Raw genomic sequence first — 17,557 nt, 5'->3', positions numbered from 1 at the left:
GTTACCGCGTGATGCGGTTGAAATGCGCCATCTTGCGGCCCGGTTTGACTTCAGCCTTGCCATAGAGATGAAGCGCAACGTCGCGTTCCCGCGCCAATTCCGGCACGCGGTCCATACCGTCGCCGATCAGATTCTCCATAACCACGTCTGAATGGCGTTGACCGTCGCCCAACGGCCAACCGGCTACGGCGCGAATATGCTGTTCAAACTGATCCACCGCGCAGCCGTTCTGCGTCCAGTGGCCCGAGTTATGCACCCTTGGCGCGACCTCATTTACGATCAAACCTTCCGACGTGACGAACAGCTCGACGCCCATGACGCCCACGTAATCCAGCGCGTTCAGGATATTCGCGGCCAGTAGAACGGCATCGGTTCGCTGCGCCGGCGCGAGGCGGGCGGGTACTGTCGTGGTGTGCAGGATGCCATCGCGGTGTACGTTCTCGCCGGGATCGAAACAGGCCACCTGTCCGTCGATACCACGGGCGGCGATGACCGATACCTCGTGGCTGAAGTTAACGAACCCTTCAAGGATCGCAGGTGCTCCCGCCATATCGGCCAGCGCTGTTTCGGCATCTTCCGGGCTACGCAGGCGCGCCTGCCCCTTGCCGTCATAGCCGAAACGACGTGTTTTCAGGATGGCTGGCGTGCCAATCTGGTCAATTGCTGCCTTTAGGCAGTCCAGATCGGTGATGTCGGCGAACGGCGCTGTTTTCAAGCCCAACCCGGCAAGGAACGTCTTTTCGGTCAGGCGGTCCTGACTGACGCGCAGTGCTTCGCGCCCCGGATGAATTGGGCAATGTGCTTCCAACAGGTCTAGCGCTTCGGTCGGGATATTTTCGAATTCATAGGTGATGACATCAACCGACTCGGCAAACGCTTTCAGCGCCGCAGCGTCGTCATAGGCTGCAGTGGTCACATTATCCGCTACCTGACCGGCGGGTGGGTTCGCGCCCGGCTCAAAGATGTGGGTTACAAAGCCCAACCGGGCTGCGGCGACGGACAACATCCTGCCCAATTGGCCTCCGCCCAAAATTCCAATCCGCGCCCCCGGAGCAAGCATGTCCGTCATCAGTCTGTCTCCAACCTTTTTCCAATCGCCTGCAGGGCCGAGCGCAGCGCATCATGTGCTTTGCCCGCATGCAATGCCTGCGTCATCTGCAGGCTGAGTGTTCCATCCGTCGCCAGCGCGTCCCGTTCCTGGGCCAGACGCCCGGCTTGCCCGGTTTGCATCGTCTGCAGAAATCCGGACAGTAGCTGTGTTGTATAAAACTCTGAGGCATCCGCGTCGCCTGTCTGCTCGGCCAGCCACTCGGCACCTGTTGCCATTACGTCCAGAAGGCCCGGGACCATCGCGCAGATCGCAAAATGCGCGTTCAACGCCGCCTCGGTTGCGACTTTGACAACCGGGTTTTCGGGTTCGAACAATTCGGCCAGCAAGGCATCGTTGCCAAACGCTGCAAGCGGGCATCCGCCTTGCCGCAAAAACCCCAAAGGGATTGTTTGAACGAAGTCAGTCGCCGGAGCGCACAGGGATGCAAGCTGGTCCGCTGATACAGCTGCCATCACAGATACGATTTGCTGACCCGAGCGAAAACTCAGGTTATCCAGAACTTCCGGGGCGATCTGAGGGCGCAGGCAAAGAAAAACGATATCCGATGCGTCGATAACCGCTTGTGGGTTTGTGACCGTTACGCCCAGTTCAGCCTCCAACTCAGCTGAGACTTTGGCGTTTCGCTCTGTAACGGCAATGCTGTGCCCTTTGTCCGTAAGAAAACGCGCAATGGGGGCTGCGATATGTCCGGTTCCGATAAAGCCGATACGGCTCATCCTTGGGGTTCCTCGGGGATAGAAGCAGACAAAGCTTCGCGCCAGGCATCCAGCCGATCAGCCAGTGCTGCGTCCTGCAAGGCGAGGATGCCAGCCGCCATCAACCCGGCATTGGCCCCACCGGCAGAGCCGATAGCCATCGTCGCCACCGGAAAGCCTTTGGGCATCTGCACGATGGAGTATAGCGAATCGACGCCGGACAGGGCACGGGTCTGCACAGGAACGCCGATCACCGGTACGCGCGTCTTTGAGGCCATCATCCCCGGCAGATGCGCAGCACCGCCCGCACCGGCGATAATCACATCCAGGCCACGCTGAACGGCGGTTTTACCATAGTCCCACAGGCGATCAGGGGTGCGGTGCGCCGAAACGATGCGTTTTTCAAACGCAATGCCCAGTTCATCCAGAATGTCTGCGGCCTCTTTCATCGTGGGCCAGTCCGACTGGCTGCCCATGATGATCCCCACTTTTACATCGCTCATCCGCTTGTCGCCTCTGCCCGTCGAAAGAGCGCGCACTATAGCCAAATCGGCCTATCTGGCAATGCGGTACAGGGGTTTTAGGCGATGATATCGGGTGTCAGACGGTCCTCGATCAGGCGAATGATGTCCTTTAGACGCAGTTTCTGTTTTTTCAGCCGCTTGATCGTCAACTGATCCGAAGTCCCCGTGGCCTGCAGCGCCTCGATCGCTTCGTCCAGATCGCGGTGCTGGCGGCGAAATACCTCAAGCTCGACCCGAAGAACTTCATCTGTTTTCATTGAAATGTCAGTGGGCGCGTTCATGGGCGACTCAGTTGTTATTATGGTGCTTGTCACACAAGATAGTGTGTCAGACTTTATCCGACCAGACCTTGTGGACATCCCTGCATATTCCCATATTCTATCATACGCGGTTGCCAGAATGGGGCCGCACCACACGTCGCTTTGGCAATAAAGGACGAAAATACGTGTCGAAACTTACTCTTGGCTCATACCCGCATCTTTTGGGGTTCGAGCAATTGGAACGCCTTCTGGAACGGTCTGCAAAGGCCGGAAACGAAGGATACCCGCCCTATAACATCGAACAGACCTCGGATTTTTCCTATCGCATTACGCTGGCCGTGGCCGGTTTTGCGGAACAGGACCTGTCGATTACCATCGAGGATCGCCAGCTGGTGATCCGGGGCCGTCAACGCGACGATAGCGAGGGGCGCATCTTTCTGCATCGCGGCATCGCGGCGCGTCAATTTCAGCGCATGTTCGTGCTGGCGGACGGAGTCGAGGTTGGCGAGGCGATCATGGAAAACGGTCTGCTGCATGTGGACCTGACCCGCGCCGTGCCGGAAACCGTGGTTCAGACAATCAATATACGGAAGGGGTAAGAGCAATGAATACACCGATTGAAATCAACACCGAAGGCGATCGGATCGTTTATGTGAAAGCTGTCGATGTAGCTGACCTGCCGCGCGAAGTGCGCGAACAGGCCGGTGATCTGGATCAGCTTTACGCTGTTCACGACTCCGATGGCCAGCAACTGGCGCTGGTTGCAGACCGCAAGCTAGCCTTTGTTCTGGCGCGCGAACATGACTTCTCGCCGGTGGCCGTTCACTGAAACGGCCCCGCAGAAGGTGATTTTCCCGTGACATCCGCCGCCCCACGGGTGAGATATGCGAACCAATACAGGTTCGCAGGGCGGAGGCACCATACATGAGCTGGTTTGATTTCGACTGGGTGGACGCATTCAGCGACCGTGCCTTTGGCGGCAATGGATGCGCCGTGGTGCATGGTGGGGCCGTCCTGCCCGAAGATGTCTGTACCGCTTACGTGCGCGAAACGTCCTTGGTCGAATGTACCTTTACCGGGCCGTCTGACGTGGCCGACGTCCGAGTGCGCTATTTTCTAGCCAGCCGTGAGATCCCTTTTGCGGGGCATCCCACAATAGCCACTGTGGCGGCGATGCGGTCGCGTGGGCTGTTTCAGGGGGATGCGCTGACACTGGACACCGGGGCAGGGATCGTTTCAATCCAACTCAACGGTGATGAGATTGAAATGACGCAGGTTGCCCCGCAATTCGGTGCGATCGTTCCTGCCGACCTGGTTGCCGCTGCCATCAGCCTACCGGAAAGCGCGATCATCTCGCCACCTCAGATGGTATCCACAGGGTTGCCGTTTTGCGTCACTGTGCTGCGCGACCTCGAAGCGCTACGTGCCGCAAAGCTGGCACAAGAACCGCTGCGCAAGGTGATAGAGGCCGGAGGGTATTCCGGATCGGACATGGCCGAGCCATTTATTGTGACGCTGGAGGGCGCGAGCGAGGCGGGCGACACGTTCTCACGCCTTTTGATGTTGCCGCCCAGCCCGCCCGAGGATCCGTTCACCGGCTCCGCAACCGGGGCGATGGCAGCTTATCTCTGGAAATATGGCCTGATGCCCAAGGACACGTTTACGGCAGAACAGGGCCACGACTTGGGCCGCCCCGGCCAAGCGACCGTTACACGCGTTGGACCTGCCGATGCGATGACCGGTATCAAGGTGGCGGGCCGTGGCTATATTCTGATGCGTGGTCAGGTCAATTTGCCCGGGCAACTGTAATGACTGAACCCGCGATCGCCATCCTTCCTTATGGGCATCGGTTGGGTCCGAAACTGGCTTCGGTTCCATTGTCCGATCTGATCTGGCCCGAAGGGTGCCCCGAGCGCCTGATGGGCAAAACGGTTGGCGATCTTGAGCGTACCGATCACCTGATCATGTACCCTAATTCAACCGTCCATCTGCGCCTGCGCCGAGGGACCCGCGCCCGGATTTCCCTGATGATGGGTGAGCCGTCGGCAATTCACGCCAAGCACGACAAGATGCTGCGCTACACGTGGCGGCGTTTCTTTCGCGTGATGACGTTCCACGACGTGTTGCTGCAGAACCTTCCGAACGCTGTGTTTCTGCCCTACGGCGTGACGATGGTGCCGGATTGGCGAGACCTCAACGTAGAGAAAACGAAATCCTGCTCGCTCATCGCCTCAGCCAAACGCGATCTGGAAGGGCACCAACTTCGCCATTCGGTGATTGACTGGGTGCGGGAAACGGGCGCTGACGTTGATATCATGGGGCGGGGATACACGCCGTTTGATCGTAAATCAGACGGGCTGGCTCCGTATCGCTATTCCGTTGTGATCGAGAATGTGCGCGAGAAGAACTATTTTTCGGAAAAGCTGACGGATGCGGTCCTGTGTTCAACGGTCCCGATCTATTGGGGGTGCCCGAATATCGGGGACTTCATGGACACAGCCGGTATGATCCTCTGTGAGTCCGAGGCCGACATTCAGCGCGCAATCAACAGCCTGTCCGCTGACGACTATGCCGAACGCCTGCCGCATCTGAAAGCTGCACAAAGCAAGGCGGCAGAGTTCGGTGACTTTGAAGGCCGAGCGGTGCGAACCCTGCGGGAACAGATAAACGCGGCCTAGTCGTCCAATGGCCGCGGGGCCAGCCATACCACCGGCAAGATCGGATTCGCCAGCGCGTTGATCCCATGTCGAAGGCAAAGGCGCTGCAGATATGATCCGCTGACCGGCAGCCCGGCGGTTTTGGCTGCCATGAATTTTTTCTGATGTCCGTAGATGTGAACTGAATGCACCTTATCCCGTTCGATCTCGGCCGTGGAAATGCGCGGATCGTGCAGTTTCCATAGCTGTTCCTTGTCCAAAGGATAGAACACATCCGGCTGCATCGCGTGGCTGTCCTCGCCGGTCTGGCGCAGAAAATACTCCAACGCCTTGGGGCCGGAGCTGCCCCAGGGAAGTGCTTCGATGCCCCAGGTCTCTCCGTTTCGGATGCGCCTGCGATTGTGTCGAAACAGCCGACCGCCACGCCAGGGCTGGGTCGGGTTGGCAGAGATCACGAAATCAATCCATAGCGCCAGCGTCTCTGAGTCTGGTGGCAGACGCAGAACACCATTGGGAAAAGTGCCTGATTGCGTCGACCCGAAAACGTAAGTCGAAGAAAAGTCGAATGGCTTGACGCAGTAGGCATCCAGATCGACCCAAATGAACGGGGTTTTCTGCATCAACCGCAGCCGGAAAATGTCGGAAAACACTGCGACCCCTAACCGGTCTTCCGGTCGGAAATCAAACGGCGCGGGCCAAAGGATATCAGAAGCGGGCCGTACTTCGGCGCCCCTGGGCACGCCTTGGATGTCATGCACGGTATACAGGATAAACCGGTGACCGTTATCCAGATAGGATTGAATGCACAGCGCCTCGAGCCAGCTCAGGTCTGAACCGAACCAGAAACTGGCAATTGGAGGCAGGTCGCGGGTCATGGGCACTTTGCGTTTTGGTTAGGGTCTGCATTTGCACCAAGGCAGCGTGCGCTTGTCAATCCAACACAAAAAGCGGCCACTGCTGGCCGCTTTGCTTGTTCGTTGTAGCAATTAGGATGCTGCAATCAGCCCCATACTTTCCAGTTTCAGGAGAACCTGATGGGCGCAGTTGTCGACCTCGACATTTTCGGTCTCGACGCTCAGTTCTGGGTCTGCAGGAACGTCATACGGGTCCGAGATGCCGGTGAACTCTTTGATCTTGCCTTCGCGGGCCAGCTTGTACAGTCCCTTGCGGTCGCGGCGTTCGCATTCCTCAATGGTGGTGGCCACGTGAACTTCGCAGAAGGCACCGAATTGTTCGATCTCTTCCCGGACTGCTCGGCGGGTCGTGGCATAGGGCGCGATCGGCGCGCAGATTGCGATGCCGCCGTTCTTGGTGATCTCGCTGGCCACATAGCCGATGCGACGGATGTTCAGGTCGCGGTGTTCCTTCGAAAAGCCCAGTTCGGACGACAGGTTTTTCCGAACGATGTCACCATCCAGCAAAGTAACGGGACGGTCGCCCATTTCCATCAGCTTGACCATAAGCGCGTTGGCAATCGTCGACTTGCCCGAGCCTGAGAAGCCGGTGAAGAACACAGTGAATCCCTGCTGCGAACGCGGCGGGAAGCGGCTGCGCAGTTCCTGTACAACTTCGGGGAACGAGAACCATTCCGGAATCTCAAGACCTTCACGCAAACGGCGGCGCAGTTCGGTGCCCGAGATGTTCAGGATCGTGACGTTGTCCCTGTCGAGGATTTCGTCGTTCGGCTCGTATTGCGCGCGTTCCTGCACATAGACCATGTGTTTGAAATCAACCATCTCGACGCCGATCTCATCCTGGTATTTGCGGAACAGATCCTGCGCATCGTAGGGGCCGTAGAAATCTTCGCCCTGACTGTTTTTGCCCGGGCCCGCATGGTCGCGGCCGACGATAAAGTGGGTGCAGCCATGATTTGCGCGGATCAGCCCGTGCCAGACGGCCTCGCGCGGGCCAGCCATGCGCATTGCAAGATTCAGCAGTGACATTGATGTGGTTGAGGCCGGGTATTTGTCCAGTACCGCCTCATAGCATCGCACGCGGGTAAAGTGGTCGACGTCGCCCGGTTTGGTCATGCCCACGACCGGATGGATCAGCAGGTTGGCCTGCGCTTCTTTCGCGGCGCGGAATGTCAGTTCCTGGTGCGCGCGGTGCAGCGGGTTACGCGTCTGGAACGCAACGATGCGCCGCCAGCCGACCTTGCGGAAATAGGCGCGCAACTCGTTCGGAGTGTCGCGGCGCGCGCGAAAGTCATAGTGGACCGGTTGTTGAATGCCGACTACAGGGCCGCCCAGATACACTTTACCCGCCACATTGTGCAGGTAATTCACCGCCGGGTGCGCCTCGTCATCGGCACCAAAGACTTTCTCGGCCTCACGCGCTTTGTCCGGTGTCCAACGGTCGGTGACGGTCATCGTGCCCAGAATAACGCCTTCCTGATCGCGCAGCGCGATGTCCTGGCCCAATTCGATTTTGTCGGCAAACGCCTCGTCTACGTCCAGAGTAATGGGCATCGGCCAAAGGGTACCATCGGCCAGCCGCATGTCCTCAACGACATTGTCGTAGTCCTCCTCGCCTAGGAAACCTTTGAGAGGGTTGAACCCGCCGTTCATCAGCAGTTCCAGATCGCAGATCTGGCGCGGGCTCAGGTCCCAGCTGGTCAGGTCTGCGGCTTCCACCTTCAGTTTCTGTGCTGAATCGTAGGACACGAACAATTCGGGGATCGGGGCCAGGTTACTTAACATCGTCATGGGAATACTCTTGTAAAAGTGCTGCTTTGCCGTTGATTAAGGGGCGTTTGCCCCGGCTTTTGGGTGAAGTCCATATACCTTGGTGAAACAAAGGACGATATGCGCGGTTTTTCCACGCAATGGAAGGATATTCCGGTTTGGGTGGCATTCTGCGAAGCTGGTTCCCGAGGTGGGCAACAATTCCACCCATTTCAGGGCGAGTGTTCTTATGCAGCGACACTGGCGTTCAGATCCGCGGCTTTGGGGACGGGCAGGGCGGGAATCGGTCGCGTCACGCCACGCAGCTCGAATGGGCGAACCTGCCGCATATCGCCGTCATATCCTGCCGCCAGCAACAACTTTTCCGAGACCAGAAGTTCGCAGCCCAGAGATTTGGTTTCGGCCTCTAACCGGCTGGCCACATTTACGGTGTCGCCGATGATTGTACGGGCGGCGTGGCCTGCGGCACCGATTTCGCCCAGAACAAGGTCCCCCAGATGCAGGCCCATTCCGATGCGGATCCGGGGGCTGCCCTCGGATTCCAGCTGCTGGTTAAAACGCTGCAAGGCAAGGCTGATATCAATGGCCGCTTTCATCCCGGCCCGCGCAGAGCTTTGGGCGTCGTTGGTTTCGAACACGGCCAACAGGCCGTCGCCCATGTATTTGTCGACCACTCCGCCCTCGGCCGTGATCGCCGGGACGATGGCGTCAAAAAAGCGGTTTAGCAGGAAAACGATGTCATAGGGCAGATGGCCAGCTGTGCGCGAGGTGAAGCCGCGCATATCCAGAAACAGGACCGCCAATTGCCGTTCCTGACCTTGGCTTGCATGTGCCCGGTGCCGGGCGCCATCCGGGCGGAACATGCGAAACGCCGTGATCGGAGCCATCGGGCGGATTTGGCATGCCAGCCGGGCGCCCGCCGGGGCGCTGACCGCAGCAAGACTTCGGGCTTCGACCTCACCAGGTTCGGGCAGTTGATCCCCGCCCTCCTCGACAATAACGCGGCAGGTGGTGCAGCGCCCTTTGCCACCGCATAGCGCCGTGTGTGGAATGCCGTTGGCTTGGGAAATTTCAAGCAGGGTCATCCCTTTTTCGGCAACGACCTCAGGGCCTTGAGCGTACTTGACGCGCACGGAATGTCGGCGGCGCCACAGCTTGCGGATCGCAAATACCGCCAGGGATGCGCCAAGGGCCACCCAGAACGCCATGAGCGCATTGTCTTTTACGCTGAACAGCTGCTGGAAGTCTTCGGGAGAGGGCCAGTTGTAATGCTCGATATATTGTTCGCGCAAAAATGGGTCTGCAAAGTCAGCCCAGATCCGACGCCCTTCCGTCAGCACTCCGGCAAGGGCAAATGTCGGAACAAACACAGCCAGGCCAATCAGATATGGCACCAGCTTGGGCCACCAGCGGGTCAGCCGCAGCCACATGTGCAGTCCGATACAGCCATGTACCCACACCACGAGCAACAACAGGCTTTGCATCCAGACCGCGTAGCTGGGCCACATCAGCACGATGATATAGCCCATTTCATCGTTCACATCGTAGACCGTATTCGCATAGCGCGTTTGCACGATATGCGAGATCAGCTGCAATGGGATCAACAACCCCAGAACCATCTGCAATCCCGTGCTGAACGGCATGCGCAAAGTCCGGCGCTGGCTGATCGAGTACAGGGCTAACCCCGCGTGAATCAAAAGAGCAGCATAGAGTATTATGCTGCCGACATCGTGACGTGTGATTACATGCCGGGCATCCTGCATGTCATGCAGGTAGTCCGTGTGAAACAGACCAAGGCCGATGTTGATGAAGTGAAAGAACGCAAAGGCGAACAGAACTAGGCCGCTGCCGATCCTCAGCCGGGTTGCCCACCCGCCTTGCCACAGAACAGTTTTCAATCAGATCACCTGCGTTGGTCTCGCCTGAGGCCGAGTCTGATACGCCGCAGCTTAGCGGTCAAGCGCAGGTTGCGGATAGGGCGGTGTCCAATCTGTTGACGGCGTATTCACACGGATCAGCGAAGGAGACGGGTCGAACAGGACAATGTGGCTGAGTTCGGGGCGCGAGCGTGAGCTGTATAGCAACCCGTCAGCTCCTGCGTCACGCGCGCGGTCCGAGAACCGCCATGTCGGCGAGGTGCCCCATTTGGCGTGAATATCCTGCCATATGACGGATGCGTCAGACTGGCCCCGTAGGTCGAGCAGCTTTGCGTCTGTCACGTTTGCCTGCACCAACACCCTTGGTGGATCGCCTGCCGTGACATATCGCCGAATGGCGATTCCGGCGCCTTCCGCGCTGTGCGAAGCGTAAAGCGCCGATTGTCCCGCGTAATGAAAACGCCCCTCTGGCGCCCGGGCAGGGGCCAAAGGGGCGTCCAATTGTGACAGAAACAAAATTCTCCAGACCGGGCCAGAGAATTCCAGCATCTGATTAGTCCTGTTCGGCTAGGAAGCGCTCGGCGTCCAGTGCGGCCATGCATCCCATTCCCGCACTGGTGACAGCTTGCCGGTAGATGTGGTCAGTCAGGTCGCCCGCCGCAAATACACCCGGCACCGAGGTCTCGGTCGAACCTGGCTTGGTCACGACATAGCCGCCCATATGGCTTTCCAGCGAGTCCTTGACCAGTTCATTGGCAGGTGCGTGTCCGATCGCGACAAAAACGCCTTTGCAGGGGATTTCGGTAATCTCGCCGGTCTTCACGTTTTTGACCCGCACACCTTCGACGCCCAGCGGGGCATCGGTGCCGGTCACTTCTTCTAACTCGTGGAACCACAGGGGTTCGATTTTTTCATGCTTCAGCAGCCGGTCCTGCAGGATCTTTTCCGCGCGCAGCTCATCCCGTCTGTGTATCAGCGTGACCTTGCTGGCAAAATTGGTCAGGAACAGCGCCTCTTCCACGGCGGTGTTGCCGCCGCCGATTACCACGATTTCCTGCCCGCGATAAAAGAAGCCGTCGCAGGTCGCGCACGCCGAAACGCCAAAGCCCTTATATTTCTCTTCCGACGGCAGCCCCAGCCATTTGGCGCGCGCGCCGGTGGCCAAAATGACAGCATCAGCCGTATAGACTGTGCCGCTGTCGCCTGTTGCGGTGAACGGGCGTTTGCTGACGTCCAGATCGGTGATGATGTCGCCAATGATCTCACAACCCATCGCCTTGGCATGGTCCTGCATACGCACCATCAGGTCAGGGCCTTGAACCTCGGTGTCTCCGGGCCAGTTTTCAACCTCGGTCGTTGTGGTCAGCTGGCCACCCGGCTCAATGCCCTGAACCAGAATCGGCTCTAGCATCGCGCGGCTTGCATAAACGCCGGCCGTGTAACCGGCCGGTCCCGATCCGATGATCAGAACCCTGGTGTGTCGTGTTTCGGCCATAGTACCCCCAACTCGATCTGCCTGATTGGGGCGCGTGGCCCCTGACGGATGGATATAGCGAGCGTCGCGCAGGGCTTAAACCCCCAACCTTTTGACAGGCAGCAATGCATTTGCGGCAAGGCGCCCAAAAAAAGAACATTGAAAATATAGAATATTGCGCAGGTGCGAAAGATAATTGCGCATTGGTCGGGTGCTGATATAACAACCGAAAAATTAGGAGCATTTCATGGTCGCGATACGGCTGGATGAGATTGACCGCAAGATTTTGGCAGAATTGCAGGCAGACGGTCGCATGACCAATGTAGAGCTGGCAAAACGCGTAGGTATTTCTGCGCCGCCTTGCCTGCGGCGCGTGCGTACGCTTGAGGATTCCGGGCTTATCCGCGGCTACCATGCCGATGTGAACTCACGCGAGTTGGGGTTCGAGGTTCAGGTCTTTGCCATGGTGGGGCTGGAAAGCCAGGCCGAATCCGAACTGAACGCGTTCGAGGAACGCTGCCGTGAATGGCCGCTGGTCCGGGAATGCCACATGTTGAACGGCGAGGTGGACTTTATCCTGAAATGCGTCGCCCCCGACCTGAGCAGTTTTCAGCAGTTCCTGACGGGTGAGCTGCTGACCACGCCCAATGTAGCCAGCGTAAAAACATCGCTGGTTATTCGCGGCGCCAAAGACGAACCCGGCGTTCCCTTCGACGTTCTGGAAGAACGAATGAACCGGACGGCGTGAACATCATTCGCTTTTGATGCGGTTTTGACGGCGGCAGAAAAGCAGCGACCGTTAATGATAGAACCCAACTAATTATCAGCTGCATAATGCCCCCACATTGCAGTTAGTTTTCGTTGTCACGCAGAAAGCGCATTTATCTCACCGTCTCCTGCGCGTGGTAGAACCAGTGGACCAAAATCGCTCAGCGATTCGATATGCGCAAACAAGTTCAAGTAGATCGATCTGAGCGATTGGCTAACCTGGCGTGCGGCATTGACTCCCGGATGGTATGATTCGAATTGCAGGCCATCGACCTTGATGACCGAATGACGTTTCAGGCAGATGTGAAACAGCTCAATCGGGGTCGGCGGCAATGTTTCGATCACGCTCATACCGTCCTGGAATTCATGGACAGGGGTCAGAATTTCGCCCCCGTCGTGTAAATGGCGCAGATGCGCAGGTGTGCCCAGCAGACGTGCTGCGGGTCCCGCGATTACGCCGGACAGCGGCTTTTGCATTCCAAATGTATCGGCCATGATCCGAGTTAGCGGGCGTGTTCGGCCCCGCGAATCCTCGCGCCCGGGAATCAGGGTCACCGACCCCTTCCACAACACGGTCTGAAGTGCGCCATCCTGTGTCAGAACCATGTCGCCCGGAAGCAGATCTTCGATCGCCAATGGGCCGTTTTCGGTTTCCACCAGGGATCCGCGTGTAAAGGCACAAAAGGCGTCTTCGAACATGGGCAATGCCGGGGCGATGTGGCGGGTTTGCGAAACATCTCCGTTCGGCATCAAGGTACTGACCTCATAGCGCCGCAACTGCGCCTTTGGTCTTGCGTTTGTCTTCGGAATTTCGCGCAGCATGGCCGAAGTTTCGACCGCGTTTCTGGCTGCGCGCGTCAAGGAATGTGGAATTGTCATTTTTATTCCGTCCCTCCTAAAATACCGTTCAGACGGGTAAAGCCCTCCGTACAGGGCAACCTGACCGGCGTATTCTTTGTCTTTAATGAGATAGCGACCTCAGGGCGCACGCCTTTGCGGCGTCGCAACGCGATGAACTTTCGCTTTCCTTTGGTCAACACACTGACCCCCCAGACAAACTCACTAAAACACAGGCGGAAATTACCTGCGCACACACACCCCTGAACCAGGCCGCTGGAAATTTCAGCGGTTGGTCACACACCGGCCCGGAGCACCCCTCCGATGTGCGTCTTGACCCTTGGAACCGGCAGCATGGTTCCTTGGGCTTTTGATCAGCGTTGGCGTGCCAAGCGGCGCGCGACCCTGATCGAAGAACTGGAAACCCGTTTCCACGGCATTTCCGGTGCCTGTTCTCGCGTGGCCGCAACAACGGCACTGAGAAAACGAGATTTAACCTTCATGTTATTATTCCTAGTCGTACCGGGGCAGCTACCCCGGGTTCCTGTGTAGGATCAGTGTGGCGCGTCAATGCGGCACCGATAAGGCTGACTCAGGATTTAAACAGTAAAGTCGAAGGTCGGCAGATCCTCTTCTTTGGAATGCCTCGCACCGCGGGATAATCGTTTGATAAACACCTGAGTGCGGACAATAAAAGTCAAAATGTCTCGACTCAAACAGACACAACAAATGTGGCGAAAAAGCGGCGATTTCGCCACATTTTGGGCGCGCTCTACAATTTAATGGCGGAGATCAAACGGCCATAATCGGCTTCTTTCGCGTGGGTCGAGCGGCGGAAGGAATAAAATCTGTCCGGGTCTGAATAGGTGCAGTGCCGCGTCCATTCCGCCTGACCCACCCCGGCTTGCCGCAATCTGTGCAGACCAAAGGCGGGCAGGTCGAACTGCAGTCGATCCCCATTGCCATTCGCGAAGAACCTAAGGTTTTCGGGCGAATCCGCTGCGAATTCATCCAGGAAATCTGGACCGACCTCATACGCGTTTTGAGAAATCGTAGGACCAATGACAGCGACGGTGTTTTCCCGCTGCGCGCCCAATGCCTCCATCGCGTCCAGGGTTGCCTCCAATACACCGTCCAAAGCACCGCGCCACCCGGCATGCGCAGCCCCGATCACATTCGCGTCAGAATCGGCAAACAGGACCGGTTGGCAATCCGCTGTCAGAATCGTCAGCGCCAATCCCGGGGTTGCGGTGACAACCGCATCCGCTTTGGGTTTGTCGCCATTTATCGGAGCGTCCACCGTCAGAACGGTTGGGGAATGCACTTGATGCACCCCGACCAATGCGTCCGGGTTGACCTCCATCGCCGCGGCCACGCGCTGACGGTTCACCGCCACTGCTTCGGTTTGGTCAGACGAGCCATAGCCGCAGTTCAAACCCGCGAATATTCCGGAAGAGGCACCGCCCCGACGGCTGAAGAACCCGTGGCGGACAGGCGATAGGACGTCCGAGGTCAGAATTTCCAATGTCATGGTTCCAGTCCCGGTGGAGGTGCAGCGTAAGAAGGATAGAGACCCAGTACTTTGAACAGATTTCCCATTTCCTCGGGATGCGTCAACCGGCGATGTGCAGCAATGAGCGCCTCAAGCTCAGACCCGCCGAGTGGCGCAGCCAGCGCCTGTGCGCGGGCGGTGATGCCCAACCGTTCCAGAAACATGCCCTGAGGTGTCAGCTTTGTATGGGCGCAACCCGCGGCCCGTGCGGCTATGGCAAGGGGCTCGAAATCTACATGCGCGGTCAGATCCGCCCGACCCGGAGCTTGCAGGGGATCAACACGTTTATGTGATTGCAAAGCTTGAAACGTGTCGCCCAGCGAATGCCAGTCACCGTAATCCACGATCAGACCCGCCCCGCCATAAGTGGCGATCCGCCCAGCGATCACGGTCAGGATCGGAATTGCGGCCGCGCAAAGTTCAACCAGGTCGCCATCTTGGGTGTCTATCATGCGATCCGTCAGCGCGACCTGAGCCGTGTTCGGCCCCAGCCCATACGTCAGCGATTCGCCCTGCGCACCAATCAGACGTTCGCACCAACTATCGCCGTCACGTATGAATTGGCGGACTGGCAGGGCATCAAAAAACTCGTTCGCCACCAGAAACAGGGGGGCTTCGGGCAGGTCGATGAGCGTATCGATCCAGCGCGGGTTGTGACAGCTCAGCAATTGCGCCTGCCTGTCCCGCAGGGCAGGGGAGGCCTCGAACAAAACAATTTCTGCGGCCTCGTGAAATCCAGATATGCTGCTGGTTGCGCGCAGGATATCTGCCATCAGTGTGCCGCGACCCGGTCCCAGCTCTGCTAGAATGAACCTGTCCGGCTTGCCTTGATCCATCCAGCTTTGCGTCAGAGCAAGCCCGATCAACTCTCCGAACATCTGGCTGATTTCCGGTGCAGTGATGAAATCCCCCTGTGCCCCCAGCGGATCGCGGGTGGTGTAGTATCCAAACTTAGGGTTCAGCAGGCATTCAGTCATGAAATCGGCCACGCTCATCGGGCCATTCAGCGCAATTTGCGCCAGTAGGTGATCCTTAAGGTTCATTGAGTGCGTCGCGCGCGCAGTGCAAACCAAAGGCCAAGCGCGATCATTGGCAGCGATAGCATTTGCCCCATGGTCAGGCCATAGCCGCCCACGTGCCACGCCAGCCCCAGCGGATTCCCGGCCGAGACGAACTGTGCGTCAGGCTGACGAAAGAACTCAACAATGAAACGCGAGGCGCCATAACCTGCCAGAAATACACCCATCACCAGACCGGGCTTGTGAAACGCCCCACGCCGATAGGCCATCCACAGTAGAAGTGCGCCCAGCAACAAACCTTCCAGTGCGGCTTCATAGAGTTGTGAAGGGTGCCGGGCACACATCCCGGCCACAACACCCGGGCAGTCCTGCGCGGCGCCACCTGGAAAGATCACTGCCCATGGAACGTCGCTGGGTCGCCCCCAAAGCTCGGCATTGGTGAAGTTCGCCAACCGCCCTAACAGCAGCCCGGGCGGCACGGCATGTGCGATCAGATCGGCCAAAGACAAGACCGGGACCTGGTAACGCCGCGCATAGAGATAGGACGCAACGACGACCCCCAGCAAACCACCATGGAAGGCCATACCGCCCTGCCAGATCATCAATATCTCCAACGGGTGCGATAGGTAGTAAGCCGGTTGGTAAAACAGAACGAACCCCAGACGCCCGCCGAGAATTACGCCGAGGATGATCCAGGTGATCAGATCCTCCAACTGCTGCGGTTTCATCGGTGGAGTATCTGCAGGCCAAAGGGCCGGACGCTTCAGCGCCGCAGTACCCAATCGCCATGCGATCAGAATACCGGCGATATAGGCCAGCGCGTACCATCTAAGTGCGAACTCCATCCCGAACAGCGAGATCGAGAAAACTTCGGGCGAAAGGTCGGGGAAATTCACAACAGCCTGCATGTGCGTCTCATTGCCCGGGGTTAGCGGGGCAAGTCAACCTTGAGCCCGGGCCATTCTTTACCCATATAGAGACCAACCGCGATACCGGAGTAAAGCCATGCAAACCCGTAATAAGATTCTTGATGACGTTTCCCAACTGATGACCAACGCCATGGGCGTCGCGCAAGGCGCGCGGGAAGAGGCCGAGAACGCCATGAAGTCGATGATCGACCGCTGGTTAGCCGATCGTGATTTCGTCACGCGCGAAGAATTTGATGCTGTGCGCGCCATGGCCCAGAAGGCGCGCGAAGAGAACGCAGCGCTTGAGGCACGTATTGCCGCGCTTGAAGCCAAGCTGGACAAATAAGTTCCGCACACTCGAGATTTTGAAAAAAGAAAACCGCCGCGCAATCCACGCTGGGATTGTGCGGTGTTGTGTATTTTGACACCTTACCAAATTTAATCAAGACAAAGCTGGCGGTGACGCCAATATTTTGATCGCCGTTGCCGACTGTCCACAACTTATTGATGTTATCCCCAACAAATAGGGTTGCCAGAACCCTGCCAGCGGCGCACCATATCTAGTACAGGCAGACTGGGGAAGCCCGGCTTGTAGAGCAAGCAACTAGCGCTGGGGCGCTGCCAGCCCCTAAAAGGCTAGAGATTAGTGAGGTGGCATTATGGCCCTTTCCGAACAGTTTCTCGAAGAAGACCTTCATCCAATCGACATTGTTGAACATCTTGCCGAACACCACGACTGGGATTTCGACCGGATCGGGGATGATCAGATTGCCATGGCTGTCGAAGGACAGTGGCGCACCTATTCGATCACCTTGGCCTGGTCCAACTATGACGAAACGCTCCGCATGGTGTGTTCTTTCGAAATGGAACCTCCATCCGAGCGCGAGAACGAGCTTTATGAGCTGCTCAACAAGATGAATGATCAGTGCTGGGCCGGTGCTTTTACGTATTGGGCCAATCAAAAGCTGATGGTCTACCGGTACGGTTTGGTTCTGGCGGGTGGCCAGATGGCCAGCCCGGAACAGATCGACACAATGATCACCGCCGCGGTTCTGAGCGCCGAGCGCTATTACCCCGCGATCCAACTGGTCACCTGGGGCAACCGCGATCCCGAGGACGCGATGCAGGTCGCCATTGCAGAGGCCTACGGCCGCGCGTAAAGATTTGCCCCAAACCGGATATGGAGAGGGG

General features: G+C 57.9%; 21 protein-coding genes. 7 read left to right on the top strand and 14 right to left on the bottom strand.

All coding sequences use genetic code 11. The features are described from left to right. Position 1: 1 nt before the first annotated feature. The 4 genes from AC2FJC_RS01995 to AC2FJC_RS01980 form a co-directional block, all read right to left on the bottom strand. Entirely contained in the window at positions 2-1,069 is a 1,068-nt protein-coding gene (locus AC2FJC_RS01995; protein WP_496738206.1) for a 5-(carboxyamino)imidazole ribonucleotide synthase, read from the bottom strand. Continuing rightward, on the bottom strand, positions 1,069-1,827 hold the full coding sequence (locus AC2FJC_RS01990; RefSeq protein WP_496738205.1) for an NAD(P)-binding domain-containing protein: 759 nt from the start codon (positions 1,825-1,827) through the stop codon (positions 1,069-1,071). Before AC2FJC_RS01990 ends, AC2FJC_RS01995 begins: the two co-directional genes overlap by 1 nt. After that, positions 1,824-2,309: a 5-(carboxyamino)imidazole ribonucleotide mutase gene (purE, locus tag AC2FJC_RS01985; RefSeq protein ID WP_496704802.1), complete on the bottom strand. Its 486-nt coding sequence runs from the start codon at positions 2,307-2,309 to the stop codon at positions 1,824-1,826. Before purE ends, AC2FJC_RS01990 begins: the two co-directional genes overlap by 4 nt. Positions 2,310-2,386: 77 nt before the next feature. Continuing rightward, a complete protein-coding gene (locus tag AC2FJC_RS01980) occupies positions 2,387-2,611 on the bottom strand; it encodes a YdcH family protein (protein ID WP_058275529.1) in 225 nt (74 codons plus the stop codon). Positions 2,612-2,775: 164 nt separating this feature from the next. Between AC2FJC_RS01980 and AC2FJC_RS01975 the strand changes: the two genes are divergently transcribed. The 4 genes from AC2FJC_RS01975 to AC2FJC_RS01960 all read left to right on the top strand — a co-directional run bounded on the left by AC2FJC_RS01975 (position 2,776) and on the right by AC2FJC_RS01960 (position 5,268). Further along, positions 2,776-3,189, top strand: a complete 414-nt coding sequence (locus AC2FJC_RS01975) for an Hsp20 family protein (protein ID WP_058280036.1) — start codon at positions 2,776-2,778, stop codon at positions 3,187-3,189. A 5-nt stretch (positions 3,190-3,194) separates the two neighbouring features. Then, the gene (locus tag AC2FJC_RS01970; protein WP_170466716.1) at positions 3,195-3,419 is read left to right on the top strand and encodes a DUF1150 family protein; all 225 of its coding nucleotides are present in this window, start codon (positions 3,195-3,197) and stop codon (positions 3,417-3,419) included. Between the two features lie 95 nt (positions 3,420-3,514). Then, positions 3,515-4,399, top strand: coding sequence for a PhzF family phenazine biosynthesis protein (locus tag AC2FJC_RS01965; protein WP_496733891.1), 885 nt, complete (start codon positions 3,515-3,517; stop codon positions 4,397-4,399). Beyond that, on the top strand, positions 4,399-5,268 hold the full coding sequence (locus AC2FJC_RS01960; protein WP_496738204.1) for a hypothetical protein: 870 nt from the start codon (positions 4,399-4,401) through the stop codon (positions 5,266-5,268). The genes AC2FJC_RS01965 and AC2FJC_RS01960 overlap by 1 nt, the downstream gene beginning before the upstream one ends. On the opposite strand, the gene AC2FJC_RS01955 is transcribed toward AC2FJC_RS01960, so the two are convergent. The 5 genes from AC2FJC_RS01955 to trxB all read right to left on the bottom strand — a co-directional run bounded on the left by AC2FJC_RS01955 (position 5,265) and on the right by trxB (position 11,303). Next, positions 5,265-6,122: a hypothetical protein gene (locus AC2FJC_RS01955; RefSeq protein ID WP_496738203.1), complete on the bottom strand. Its 858-nt coding sequence runs from the start codon at positions 6,120-6,122 to the stop codon at positions 5,265-5,267. The two genes, AC2FJC_RS01960 and AC2FJC_RS01955, sit on opposite strands and share 4 nt — an antisense overlap. A 111-nt stretch (positions 6,123-6,233) precedes the next feature. Next, positions 6,234-7,952, bottom strand: a complete 1,719-nt coding sequence (locus AC2FJC_RS01950; protein WP_496738202.1) for a bifunctional sulfate adenylyltransferase/adenylylsulfate kinase — start codon at positions 7,950-7,952, stop codon at positions 6,234-6,236. A gap of 206 nt (positions 7,953-8,158) precedes the next feature. After that, positions 8,159-9,829: an adenylate/guanylate cyclase domain-containing protein gene (locus AC2FJC_RS01945; protein WP_496738201.1), complete on the bottom strand. Its 1,671-nt coding sequence runs from the start codon at positions 9,827-9,829 to the stop codon at positions 8,159-8,161. A gap of 51 nt (positions 9,830-9,880) precedes the next feature. Continuing rightward, positions 9,881-10,357, bottom strand: coding sequence for an RES family NAD+ phosphorylase (locus tag AC2FJC_RS01940; protein ID WP_496738200.1), 477 nt, complete (start codon positions 10,355-10,357; stop codon positions 9,881-9,883). A 4-nt stretch (positions 10,358-10,361) separates the two neighbouring features. Continuing rightward, positions 10,362-11,303: a thioredoxin-disulfide reductase gene (trxB, locus tag AC2FJC_RS01935; protein ID WP_496738199.1), complete on the bottom strand. Its 942-nt coding sequence runs from the start codon at positions 11,301-11,303 to the stop codon at positions 10,362-10,364. A 226-nt stretch (positions 11,304-11,529) separates the two neighbouring features. Between trxB and AC2FJC_RS01930 the strand changes: the two genes are divergently transcribed. Next, a complete protein-coding gene (locus AC2FJC_RS01930; RefSeq protein ID WP_108859290.1) occupies positions 11,530-12,030 on the top strand; it encodes an Lrp/AsnC family transcriptional regulator in 501 nt (166 codons plus the stop codon). 116 nt (positions 12,031-12,146) lie between these two features. Here AC2FJC_RS01930 and AC2FJC_RS01925 read toward each other — a convergent pair whose 3' ends face one another. The 5 genes from AC2FJC_RS01925 to lgt form a co-directional block, all read right to left on the bottom strand. Beyond that, positions 12,147-12,929: a Hint domain-containing protein gene (locus tag AC2FJC_RS01925; protein WP_496738198.1), complete on the bottom strand. Its 783-nt coding sequence runs from the start codon at positions 12,927-12,929 to the stop codon at positions 12,147-12,149. A gap of 332 nt (positions 12,930-13,261) precedes the next feature. Beyond that, entirely contained in the window at positions 13,262-13,390 is a 129-nt protein-coding gene (locus AC2FJC_RS01920) for a hypothetical protein (protein WP_496738197.1), read from the bottom strand. A 269-nt stretch (positions 13,391-13,659) separates the two neighbouring features. Beyond that, positions 13,660-14,418 carry a peptidoglycan editing factor PgeF gene (gene pgeF / locus AC2FJC_RS01915; protein ID WP_496724024.1) on the bottom strand — a complete coding sequence of 253 codons (759 nt, stop codon included), beginning with the start codon at positions 14,416-14,418 and terminating at the stop codon, positions 13,660-13,662. After that, a complete protein-coding gene (locus AC2FJC_RS01910; protein WP_496738196.1) occupies positions 14,415-15,482 on the bottom strand; it encodes a class I SAM-dependent methyltransferase in 1,068 nt (355 codons plus the stop codon). Before AC2FJC_RS01910 ends, pgeF begins: the two co-directional genes overlap by 4 nt. Further along, on the bottom strand, positions 15,479-16,366 hold the full coding sequence (gene lgt, locus AC2FJC_RS01905; RefSeq protein WP_496738195.1) for a prolipoprotein diacylglyceryl transferase: 888 nt from the start codon (positions 16,364-16,366) through the stop codon (positions 15,479-15,481). Before lgt ends, AC2FJC_RS01910 begins: the two co-directional genes overlap by 4 nt. 97 nt (positions 16,367-16,463) lie before the next feature. Between lgt and AC2FJC_RS01900 the strand changes: the two genes are divergently transcribed. Then, positions 16,464-16,712 carry an accessory factor UbiK family protein gene (locus AC2FJC_RS01900; RefSeq protein ID WP_050604795.1) on the top strand — a complete coding sequence of 83 codons (249 nt, stop codon included), beginning with the start codon at positions 16,464-16,466 and terminating at the stop codon, positions 16,710-16,712. 313 nt (positions 16,713-17,025) lie between these two features. Then, positions 17,026-17,526 carry a type III secretion system chaperone family protein gene (locus tag AC2FJC_RS01895; RefSeq protein ID WP_496724030.1) on the top strand — a complete coding sequence of 167 codons (501 nt, stop codon included), beginning with the start codon at positions 17,026-17,028 and terminating at the stop codon, positions 17,524-17,526. Positions 17,527-17,557: the final 31 nt, after the last annotated feature.

This window comes from Ruegeria sp. CDSB117 (genome assembly GCF_059611005.1).
The sequence above is the reverse complement of the archived record's forward strand: the minus strand, read 5'-3'. Positions and strand labels throughout refer to the sequence as shown.